Raw genomic sequence first — 11276 nt, forward strand, 5'->3', positions numbered from 1 at the left:
CACCGCACTGCGAAGCGACGATCCAGACTTCCGCAATTCGTAAGGAGCAACAGAAACCATGGCGGTTTCCGTAACCCTTCCGGCGCTCGGCGAGAGCGTCACCGAGGGCACTGTCACCCGCTGGCTGAAGGCCGAGGGCGAGCGCGTCGAGGCCGACGAGCCGCTGCTCGAGGTGTCGACCGACAAGGTCGACACCGAGATCCCCTCGCCCGCCGCCGGCGTCCTGGCCTCCATCAAGGTCGCCGAGGACGAGACCGTCGAGGTCGGCGCCGAGCTGGCCGTCATCGACGACGGCACCGGCGCGCCGGCTGCCGCCCCGGCCCCCGCCGCCGAGGAGGTCGCCGAGCCCGCTCCCGAGCCGGCCGCGGCCGCCCCCTCCACCGAGCAGGAGGCCCCGGCCCCCGCTCCCACCGCCGAGGCGGCCACCGGCGGCGGTTCCGCCGAGGGCACCGACGTGGTCCTGCCCGCGCTCGGCGAGTCCGTCACCGAGGGCACCGTCACCCGCTGGCTGAAGTCGGTCGGCGACTCCGTCGAGGCCGACGAGCCGCTGCTCGAGGTGTCGACGGACAAGGTCGACACCGAGATCCCCGCGCCCACCGCCGGTGTGCTGCTGGAGATCGTCGTCGGCGAGGACGAGACCGCCGAGGTCGGCGCGAAGCTGGCCGTCATCGGCGCCCCGGGCGCGGCTCCGGCCGCCGCCCCCGCCCCCGCCGCCGCTGCCCCGGCCGCTCCGGCCGAGCCCGCTCCGGCTCCGGCTCCGGCCGCCGAGGCTCCCGCCCCGGCTGCCGCGCCCGCTCCGGCCCCGGCCCCGCAGGCGCCGACCACCCCGGCCCCGCAGCAGCAGACCGCCCCGGCCCCCGAGCCGGTGCCGTCCGCCCCGGTTCCCGCTCCCGCCCCGGCGGCCCCGGCCGCTCCCGCGGGCGTCGGCGACGACGGCGCGTACGTCACCCCGCTGGTGCGCAAGCTCGCCGCCGAGAACGGCGTCGACCTGGCCGCCGTCAAGGGCACCGGCGTCGGCGGACGGATCCGCAAGCAGGACGTCCTCGCCGCCGCCGAGGCCGCGAAGGCCGCCGCCGCTGCCCCGGCTCCCGCCGCCGCCGCTCCGGCCGCCTCCGCGAAGAAGGCCCCGGTGCTGGAGGCCTCGCCGCTGCGCGGTCAGACCGTCAAGATGCCGCGCATCCGCAAGGTCATCGGCGACAACATGGTCAAGGCCCTGCACGAGCAGGCGCAGCTGTCCTCGGTGGTCGAGGTCGACGTGACCCGCCTGATGCGGCTGCGCGCCCAGGCCAAGGACTCCTTCGCCGCGCGCGAGGGCGTCAAGCTCTCCCCGATGCCGTTCTTCGTCAAGGCGGCGGCCCAGGCGCTGAAGGCCCACCCGGTCATCAACGCCAAGATCAACGAGGCCGAGGGCACGATCACCTACTTCGACTCCGAGAACGTCGGGATCGCGGTGGACTCCGAGAAGGGCCTGATGACCCCGGTCATCAAGCACGCCGGCGACCTCAACATCGCGGGCATCGCCAAGGCCACGGCGGAGCTGGCGGGCAAGGTCCGCGCCAACAAGATCACCCCGGACGAGCTGTCCGGCGCGACCTTCACCATCTCCAACACCGGTTCGCGCGGTGCGCTCTTCGACACGATCATCGTGCCGCCGGGCCAGGTGGCGATCCTCGGCATCGGCGCGACGGTGAAGCGTCCGGCCGTCATCGAGACGGAGGAGGGCACGGTCATCGGCGTCCGCGACATGACGTACCTGACCCTGTCCTACGACCACCGTCTGGTGGACGGCGCCGACGCCGCGCGTTACCTGACCGCGGTGAAGGCGATCCTGGAGGCGGGCGAGTTCGAGGTCGAGCTCGGCCTCTGAGTCGCTCACCTGCGTACGGTCGTACGGCGCCCCCGCCGGAGCCCTCGGGCTCCCGGCGGGGGCGTCGCCGCGTTTCCTGGGTGTGTAAGTCTCGTCTCACCTGCGGGAAAGCGCCCCCGCGCCCCCTGCCGGGACGGGCTGTCGGCCGTATTGTTTCTCCACGTCACCGCCCCAGGGGCCGATGGGCGGCCCCTCCCTAAGGAGCACTCATGACCGCGCCCGTCGTCCACTCGCTGCGCGAACAGATCCGCGAGCACATCGTGGAGGGGATCGTCAGCGGTCGCTGGAAGCCGGGCGAGCGGATCGTGGAGCGGCGGATCGCCACCGAGCTGGAGGTCAGCCAGACGCCGGTGCGGGAGGCGCTGCGCGAGCTGGAGTCGCTGCGGCTGATCGAGTCCGCGCCCAACAAGGGCGTACGGGTGCGGAATCTGACCGCGGCCGATCTGGAGGAGAGCTACCCGGTCCGGGCCGGTCTGGAGGCGATCGCGGCGGAGCTGGCCGCCCAGCGGCTGGCGCAGGACTGTTCGGCCCTGGAGACGCACGTGGCTGCCCTGTACGAGGCCGACCGCGCCGCGGACGGCACCGGGCAGGTGCGGCACACGGTGGGCTTCCACCGCGAGCTGGTGCGCGCGGCGGGCAACTCGGTGCTGCTGCACACCTGGGAGGGCCTGGGCATCGAGGTGTTCACGGCGCTGTCGATCCGCTGGCTGGGCACGGTGCAGCAGTCCTACGCGGAGGAGCACCAGGCACTGGTGGAGGCGTTCCAGCGACGGGACCCGGACATCGGCCGCCTGGTCAAGGAACACGTCCTGGGCTGCGCCCCCCGCGCGGCCGACGGCGCTGACTCCGACACGGTCTGAGAGCCGGGCGGCGGCCTGGTGGCTCCTGCGCAGGACGGAGTCGGTGGGGCGGCTCATACTGGTGGGGCCCGTGTGTTTTCCGGGACGCCGTAGTCGACGCCCCGCCGGCGTTGGGTGGAGGCCGCGTGATCTGGCCCGGACTGCTCTCCTCGACCGCACTGCCCCGCTCCCTCCTCTCGCGCGCGCTGCGCTCCGCCGCGGGGGTGCTGCGCCCCCGCGGACCCCGGCTGTGGCGGACCGAGGGCGGGGTCCAGATCGAGACACGCCGCCTGGGCCGCCCGGGGACGGCGACCGCGGCCCGCGCGGCGGAGTCCGCGCTGCGCGAGGTCCCGGGCGTGAGCCGCGCCGAGGTGAACGGCGCGCTGGGCTGCGTGTACGTGGGCTGCGGGCCTGAGACGGACCTGGACCGGTTGGTCGCCGCGGTGACGGCGGCGGACGGCGCGGCCGCCGGGAAGGCCGGCGAGGGCGAGGGCCGCGCCGTCGGGTTCCCCGGGGCCGGCGGGGCCCGGGTCGAGGCCGCCGTGCAGATGGGGGCCGGGATGGTGGGCGTCGGGGCGGCGTCCGCCGGGGGGCTGCTGCGGTGGCGCGGGCTGCCGCCGGTGGTGCTGTCCGTGGTCCAGCTCGCGGAGGCGACGCCCCGGGTGCGCGAGGCGGTGGCCCGCCGGCTCGGGGAGTCGGGCGCCGAACGGGGCTGGGCCGTCGCCAACCTGCTGCTGAACACGCTGACCTTCCGGCCCATCGGCGCCGCGTTGGGCGTGGCGACGGCCGGCGCCCGGTACGCGGAGGCGCGGGCCCGCCACCGGGTGTGGCAGGAGTGGGCGCACCGGCTGGCCGCGCACGAGGGCGCCTACCGCCATGACGCGGTCGCCGTCCAGCGGCGTCCGGCCGCGCTGCCGCCGGGCCCCGGCGAGCGGTACGCCCGGGTCGCGGTCCCCGCGGCTGTCGGCGGGTACGGGCTCACCGCGCTCGGCACGTTCAGCCACGACCGGGGTCTCGCCCTGCTCGCGGCCGGGACGCCGAGGGGTCCCCGGTACGGCAAGGAGGCGTTCGCGTCGTCGGTGGCGCGGACCGCGTCCGAGCGGGGAGCGCTGGTGCTGCGGCCGGAGGCGCTGCGTCGTCTCGACCGGATCGACACCGTCGTCCTCGACGCCCGGGTGCTGGCGACGGGCGGCTGGACGGTCGAGCACGTGGTGCGTCTCGGACCGCGGGGAAGCGATCTCGACGACGACGAAGTCCACGCGCGGATCCACGAGTTGCTCGAACAGGGCCGCCGGCGGGCGGGTTGGGAGCTGCGGCCGTTCGGCGGAGAGGGCGGCGCCCCCGAGGGGGAGGGAGAGGCGGCGGCGGTCCCGCGGGAGACGGCGGCGCAGGCGGCGCGCTGGGCCGGGGAAGGCGTGCGGGTCCTGCTCGTCGTACGGAAGGGGACGCCCGTGGCCGTGGCCGGGCTGGTGCCCCAACTGCACGCGCTCTCGCACCACTTGGTGCGTGCGGCGCGTGCGTGCGGCGAGGTGCGGCTGGTGGGCGGGCCGGCGGGGCTGCACCACAGGTTCGGGCTCGCCCAGGCCCACCCCACCGGCCGCCGCCGCACCGTCGCGCTGGTGCGCTCGCTCCAGGCGCGGGGCCACGGCGTCGCGGTGGTGTCGGCGCGCGCCCGATGCGCGCTCGCGCAGGCGGATCTGGGCGTCGGCGTGCTCACGGGCCCGCGCCGGGTGCCGTGGGACGCCCCGGTCGCCGCCCCGCCCGAGGTCGCCCATCTGCTGTTGACCGCCCTGCCGGAGGCCCGGCGGGTGGGCGTGGTGTGCAGCCGGCTGGAGGGCGCCGGCGCCGCCGTGGGCTCGGCACTGGCCCTGCTCCTGCCCCGCCCGGGGGCCTGGGCGCGGGTGCGTCTGCTGTCGGACGCGGTGACCGTGGCGGGGATGACGACGGGCTTCTGGGCGGCCCGGCGACTGAGCGGCCGTCCGGTGCCGGCGGTCGTCGAGCGCACGCCGTGGCACGCCATGACGGTACGTCAGGTGATGGGCCGTCTGGGGTCGGGCTCCCGTGGTCTGGACGAGGCCGAGGCCGCCCGGCGCCGGGAGGGCGGCGGCCGGGACCGGCGGGACGGCGCGGTCACGTTCCTCGGCAGGTTCGCGGAGGAGCTGGCCAATCCCGTCACTCCCGTGCTGGCCGTCGGCGGCGGCATCTCCGCGGCGCTCGGCTCGGTGGTGGACTCCGTGCTCATCGGCGGGGTGCTCGGGGTGGACGCGCTGGTGGGCGGGGTGCAGCAGCAGAAGGCCGACCGCGCCGCGCGACGGCTGGTGGAGGCGACGTCGGTACGGGTGCGGGTGCGCCGCGCGGACCGGGCCGAGGCGGTCGAGGCGGCGGCCGAGGACCTGGTCGCCGGCGACGTGGTCGAGCTGGACGCGGGCGACGCGGTCCCGGCCGACTGCCGGGTGGTGCGGGCGACGGGGCTGGAGGCCGACGAGTCGAGTCTCACGGGTGAGTCGTTGCCGGTGCTGAAGACCGCCGCGCCGAACGCGGCCAGGGCGGTCGCGGACCGGACGTCCATGCTCTACCAGGGGACCACCGTGGCCGCGGGCCACGCGCTCGCCGTGGTCGTCGCCACCGGCTCCGCCACCGAGGCGGGCGGCGCGGCGGAGGCGGGCCCGGAGGGCGGTCCTCCGGAGAGCGGGGTGGAGCGGCGGCTGAAGGCGCTGGGCCGGTGGTTCCTGCCGATGTCGGTGGCGGCGGGGGTCGCATTGTTCGCCGTGGACGTGCTGCGCAGACGGCCGTTGGGCGCGGCCCTGGGGTCGGCGGTCAGCCTGTGCGTGGCGGCCGTGCCGGAGGGGCTGCCGTTCGTGGCCACGGTCGCGGAGCTGGCGGCGGCGCGTCGGCTGTCCGGCCGGGACACGCTGGTCCGCAGCGCCTCCACGATCGAGGCGCTGGGGCGCACCGACGTGCTCTGCTTCGACAAGACCGGCACGCTCACCGAGGGCCGGATCAGTCTCCAGCAGGTGTCGGACGGGCGGGAGCGGCGTCCGCCGGAGCGGCTCACCCCGTCGCTGCGCCGGGTCCTCGCGACGGCGGCGCTGGCCGGTCCCCCGGGGCCCGCCGCGGGGCTCGCGCATCCCACCGACCGGGCGATCGCGGCCGGCGCGGAGCTGCTCGGGATCGCCCCCGCGCGGGCCGCCGGGTTCGCCTCGGAGACGTGGGAGCGGGTGACGGAGCTGCCGTTCGAGCCGGCGCGGGGCTTCCACGCCGTGCTGGGGCGGTCCGGGGGGCGGGCGCGGATCGTCGTCAAGGGGGCGCCGGAGGTCGTCCTGGCGCGGTGTGAGCGGATCCGCCGGGGCGGGGGGCCCTCCGGGGGCGAGGGGTCCGGGGGCGAGCGGGCCTCCGGCGAGGCCGGGGAGCCGTTCGGGACCGGTGAGCCGTTCGGGGGCGGGGGCCGGGAGGAGATCGAGGCGGAGGTCGACCGGCTGGCGCGGCAGGGGCTGCGGGTGCTGGCGGTCGCCGAGCGCGTCCTGCCGTCCGACGCCCCGCGGGACGACGCCGCCCTCGCGGAACTCGCGGACGTCAGCGACGACAATCTCGACGGCCTGTGTCTGCTGGGCCTGCTGGGGCTCGCGGACCCGGTGCGGGCCACGGCGTCCGAGAGCGTGCGCCGGCTGGCGAAGGCCGGGGTGCGCATCGTGATGGTGACCGGCGACCATCCGAGCACCGCCGCCGCGATCGCCCGGGAGCTGCGGCCCGAGGAGGAGCCGCGGCTGATGACGGGGGCGGAGCTGGAGGCCCTCGACGAGGCCGCGCTCGCGCGCACGCTGCCGGAGATCACGGTGTTCGCGCGGGTCACGCCGGCGCACAAGGTCCGTATCGTCACCGCGCTGCGCTCGGCCGGGCGGACGGTCGCCGTCACGGGTGACGGCGCGAACGACGCGCCCGCGATCCGGATCGCCGACGTGGGCATCGCGCTCGGGTCCCGGGCGACGCCGGCGGCGCGTTCCGCGGCGGACGTGGTGGTCACCGACGACCGGATCGAGACGATCGTGGACGCGATCGTCGAGGGGCGGGCGATGTGGGCGTCGGTGCGCAAGGCGCTGGGCATCCTGCTCGGCGGCAACGTGGGGGAGATCGTCTTCACGCTGGCGACGAGTGTGCTCACCGGGGGCAGTGCGCTGAACGCGCGTCAGCTGCTGCTGGTGAACGTCCTGACGGACATGCTGCCGGCGCTGGCCATCGCCGCCCGGCCGCCGGCGGAACGGGCGGACAAGCTGCTCGCGGAGGGGCCGGAGGCCTCGCTCGGGGCGGCGCTCACGCGCCAGATCCGGGCGCGTGCCGTCGTCACGACGGCGGCGGCGACCGTCGCCTGGGTGATCGCCCGGGCGACCGGCACCCGCGGGCACGCCGACACGGTCGCGCTGGTCGCCCTCGTCTCCTCCCAGCTGTTCCAGACGCTGGCGGACGCGGGGCGGGATCCGGTGGTCGCGCTGGCCGTGGTCGGCTCTCTGCTGACGCTGGCGGTGGTGGTGACGGTCCCGGGCCTCAGCCACTTCTTCGGCAACCGCCCGCTGGGGCCCGTGGGCTGGACGATCGCCCTCGGAGCGGCGGTCGCCTGGCCGGCGGCCAGGTGGGTCGGTGCTGGAGTGGGGCGGATCGGTTGAGGGGCGGGCCCCGCGCCCCTCTGGGAGCGCTGCACCTCAGGGAGCGCTGCACCTCTGGGAGCGCTGCACCTCTGGGAGCGCTGCACCTCTGGAAGGCGTTCCATGCGGGCGCGCGCCCGGCGCAATACATCCCGATTGCCACAGTTTTACGGGTTTATCGGGGTCCGAGGTTGGAAGGCGGGGCGGGGGACCCCCACCACGCACCACGGGAGGACCGAGATGACTTCCCCGCAGCCACAGCAACAGCCCGCACAGCCCACGCAGACGACCCAGACCGAGGCCGCCGAGACCGGCACGACCCGGCCCGAGGCGCCCCCGGAGAGCCGCGACGAGACGGCGCACCACCAGAACGGCCACTCCGGCGGCAAGGTGGTCCACCTCCACACCGCGCACCCCAGGGTCACCATCCCCTATGTGACCCCCGGCGACATGTTCACCGGCGTCCGAGGAGCCGCCTCACGGCTCCCCTCCGGCCGCAAGCTGGCCTACTACGGCATGCTCGGCGGCATGGCCGTCGCCGGAGCCCTGGAATGGCCGGTCGCCCTCGCGGTGGGCGCGGCCACCGAGGTGATCACCCGCGAACAGAAGGCCCGCAGCCGAAGCCGGCAGGAGGAGGGACGCGAGCAGACCCGCGAGGCCCCCACCACCCCGCAGGCGGCAACCGCCTGACTCAGGCCCACGACAACCCCCAAGGGGCCGAACCCGGCAGACGACACCCGAGCAGTCCCCCGCTCAAACCTCACACACTCCCCACCTGCACAAACCCTCCCCGGCGGCGACACCCCGTGCCCCCGCCGGAGGCACCCCGTGCCTACTTTCTCGTGATCAAGAGGTTTTGCGCCTCAACCCTTTGATCGATCATCGATCAGGGAGTTATTGTCGCCGACGGGCAAACGCGGCGCGAGCCGCACGGTGTCACAGCACCACCGCCCCACCGCCCTGTCCTGCCAAAGACCAAGGGCACCCGAACCCCGATCGATGAGGGAACCCCCTTCGACTGAGGAAGGCGGCGACATGACCGACCCCAACGCCATCCAGCCGAGCGCGCTCGACCAGCTCCCCGACCGGGATCCGGAGGAGACCGCCGAATGGCAGGCCTCGCTGGACGCGGTCGCCAAGGCGGCCGGGCCGCACCGTGCCGCATACCTGATGCGGCGCACGCTGGAGCGCGCCGAGGGCAACGGCATCGCGCTGCCCAAGCTGCTCGAGACGGACTACGTCAACACCATCCCCACCGTCGCCGAGTCCGCCGTACCCGGCGACGAGGCGATGGAAGCGAGGATCACCGCCTGGAACCGCTGGAACGCGGCCGCCATGGTGACCCGGGGCAGCAAGCACGGCGTCGGCGGCCACATCGCCACCTTCGCCTCCGCGGCCTGGCTCTACGAGACGGGCTTCAACCACTTCTTCAAGGGCAAGGAATCCCAGGATTCCCCCGGCTCCGGCGACCAGCTCTACATCCAGGGCCACGCCTCCCCCGGCATCTACGCCCGCGCCTTCCTCGACGGCCGGCTGACCGAGCACCACCTCGACAACTTCCGTCAGGAGGCGGGCGGCAACGGCCTCCCGTCGTACCCGCACCCGCGCCGGCTGCCCTGGCTGTGGGAGTTCCCGACGGTGTCGATGGGCCTCGGCCCGCTCTCCGCGATCTACCAGGCGCGCTTCAACCGCTACCTGACCAACCGCGGCATCAAGGACGTCTCCGCCTCCCACGTCTGGGCCTTCCTCGGCGACGGCGAGATGGACGAGCCGGAGTCCACGGCGGCGCTCGCGCTCGCCTCCCGCGAGGGTCTGGACAACCTGACCTTCGTCATCAACTGCAACCTCCAGCGCCTCGACGGCCCCGTCCGCGCCAACTTCAAGATCGTGCAGGAGCTGGAGGCCCAGTTCCGCGGCGCCGGCTGGAACGTGATCAAGACGCTGTGGGGCACGGCCTGGGACGAGCTGCTCCAGCTCGACACCACCGGCGCGCTCGTGCGCCGGCTGCGCGAGGTGCCGGACGCCCAGGTGCAGACGTACCAGACCCGCGACGCCGCCTACATCCGCGAGGACTTCTTCGGCAAGGACCCGGCGCTCGCCGAGATGGCGAAACTGCTGAGCGACGACAAGATCCTCGAGTGCTTCCACCTCTCCCGCGGCGGCCACGAGGCGCGCAAGGTGTACGCCGCCTACAAGGCCGCGGTCGAGTTCAAGGGCGCGCCGACGGTCATCCTGGCCCAGACGGTCAAGGGCCACACCCTCGGTCCGGGCTTCGCGTCGAAGAACGCCAACCACCAGATGAAGAAGCTGACGGTGGACGAGTTCAAGACCATGCGCGACCTGCTGGAGCTGCCGATCGCGGACAGCGCCTTCGTCGACGGGGTCGTCCCCTACGGCCACCCCGGCGCCGACTCCCCCGAGGTCCGCTACCTCCAGGAGCGCCGCGCCGCCCTCGGCGGACCCGCCCCGGCCCGCCGCGTGCAGCCGGTCGCCCCGCTGCCCGCGCCCGCCGAGAAGGCGTTCGCCTCCTTCGACAAGGGCTCCGGCTCGCAGAACGTGGCCACCACCATGGCCTTCGTCCGGCTGGTCAAGGACCTGGTCCGCGACAAGGAGACCGGCAAGCGCTGGGTGCCGATCGTCCCCGACGAGGCGCGCACCTTCGGCATGGAGAGCCTCTTCCCGTCCCTCGGGATCTACTCCCCCAAGGGCCAGACGTACGAGCCGGTCGACCGCGACCAGCTGATGTACTACAAGGAGGCCCAGAACGGCCAGATCCTCAACGAGGGGATCACCGAGGCCGGTTCGATGGCCGACTTCATCGCCGCTTCGACGTCGTACTCGACGCACGGCGAGGCGATGATCCCGTTCTACATCTTCTACTCGATGTTCGGCTGGCAGCGCACGGCCGACCAGATGTGGCAGCTCGGCGACCAGCTCGGGCGCGGCTTCCTCGTCGGCGCGACGGCCGGCCGGACGACGCTGACGGGCGAGGGCCTCCAGCACGCCGACGGGCACTCCCCCGTCATCGCGGCGACCAACCCGGCCGCGCTGACGTACGACCCGGCGTTCGCGTACGAGGTCGCCACCATCGTCAAGGACGGTCTGCGCCGGATGTACGGCGAGGCGGCCCCGGGCGAGGACTCGGACGTCTTCTACTACCTGACCGTCTACAACGAGCCGCTGCCGCAGCCGGCCAAGCCGGCGGGCCTCGGTATCGACGAGGGCATCGTCAAGGGCTTGTACCGCTTCAACACGGCGGAGTCGGCGGGGCTCACCCCGGCCGCCAACGCGCCGCGCATCCAGCTGCTGGGCTCCGGTACGGCGATCCACTGGGCCCTCGCGGCGCAGAAGCTGCTCGCCGAGGACTGGGGTGTGGCCGCCGACGTGTGGTCCGCGACCTCCTGGACCGAGCTGCGCCGCGACGCGCTGGAGGCCGACGCGGCGCTGCTGCGGGGCGAGGAGCGGGTGCCGTACGTCCGTCAGGCGCTCCAGGGCGCGGACGGGCCGGTGCTGGCGGTGTCCGACTACATGCGTCAGGTTCCCGACCAGATCGCGCAGTGGGTCGAGCAGGAGTGGTCCTCGCTGGGCGCCGACGGCTTCGGTCTGTCGGACACCCGCGAGGCGGCTCGCCGTCACTTCGGCGTGGACGCGCCGTCGATCGTCGTCGCGGCGCTGGCGCAGCTGGCGAAGCGGGGCGAAGTGAAGGCGACGTCGGTGAAGGAAGCCCGGGAGCAGTACGGCCTGTAGTCCTCCCGCCCCGGGGGCTTCGCCCCCGGACGGGCTGGACGACCTCACCCTTCTCCCTACCGAGTCAGGTGGTGGGTGGGCACAGGCCGGGGGGGGGGGGGGGGGGGCCCCCCCCCCCCCCGCCCGCGGGGGGGGGCCTCAATCCAAGGAATCGTGCTGCCCCGCGCAAAAAGAATGTGGTTGGTT

General features: G+C 74.6%; 5 protein-coding genes. All 5 read left to right on the forward strand.

Annotated features, from left to right (window positions below):
- The first annotated feature begins 58 nt into the window (after nucleotides 1-58).
- Nucleotides 59-1867 carry a 2-oxoglutarate dehydrogenase, E2 component, dihydrolipoamide succinyltransferase gene (gene sucB, locus ACFYX4_RS02065; protein ID WP_389324277.1) on the forward strand — a complete coding sequence of 603 codons (1809 nt, stop codon included), beginning with the start codon at nucleotides 59-61 and terminating at the stop codon, nucleotides 1865-1867.
- Between the two features lie 209 nt (nucleotides 1868-2076).
- On the forward strand, nucleotides 2077-2727 hold the full coding sequence (locus tag ACFYX4_RS02070) for a GntR family transcriptional regulator (protein ID WP_389324280.1): 651 nt from the start codon (nucleotides 2077-2079) through the stop codon (nucleotides 2725-2727).
- Nucleotides 2728-2852: 125 nt separating this feature from the next.
- Nucleotides 2853-7364 (forward strand): HAD-IC family P-type ATPase, encoded by a 4512-nt coding sequence (locus ACFYX4_RS02075; protein ID WP_389324283.1) that lies wholly within the window; start codon nucleotides 2853-2855, stop codon nucleotides 7362-7364.
- Nucleotides 7365-7583: 219 nt separating this feature from the next.
- The gene (locus tag ACFYX4_RS02080) at nucleotides 7584-8033 is read left to right on the forward strand and encodes a hypothetical protein (RefSeq protein WP_389324286.1); all 450 of its coding nucleotides are present in this window, start codon (nucleotides 7584-7586) and stop codon (nucleotides 8031-8033) included.
- A gap of 345 nt (nucleotides 8034-8378) precedes the next feature.
- Nucleotides 8379-11090 carry a pyruvate dehydrogenase (acetyl-transferring), homodimeric type gene (gene aceE, locus ACFYX4_RS02085; RefSeq protein ID WP_389324289.1) on the forward strand — a complete coding sequence of 904 codons (2712 nt, stop codon included), beginning with the start codon at nucleotides 8379-8381 and terminating at the stop codon, nucleotides 11088-11090.
- The last annotated feature ends 186 nt before the right edge of the window (nucleotides 11091-11276 follow it).

The sequence above is a fragment of the Streptomyces sp. NPDC002328 genome (genome assembly GCF_042890065.1).
Taxonomy (GTDB): Bacteria; Actinomycetota; Actinomycetes; order Streptomycetales; family Streptomycetaceae; genus Streptomyces.

Bases quoted from the DNA above. Each gene is read 5' to 3' on its own strand.
- sucB (WP_389324277.1), top strand. From the start codon at position 59: ATGGCGGTTTCCGTAACCCTTCCGGCGCTCGGCGAGAGCGTCACCGAG.
- ACFYX4_RS02070 (WP_389324280.1), top strand. From the start codon at position 2,077: ATGACCGCGCCCGTCGTCCACTCGCTGCGCGAACAGATCCGCGAGCAC.
- aceE (WP_389324289.1), top strand. From the start codon at position 8,379: ATGACCGACCCCAACGCCATCCAGCCGAGCGCGCTCGACCAGCTCCCC.
- ACFYX4_RS02080 (WP_389324286.1), top strand. From the start codon at position 7,584: ATGACTTCCCCGCAGCCACAGCAACAGCCCGCACAGCCCACGCAGACG.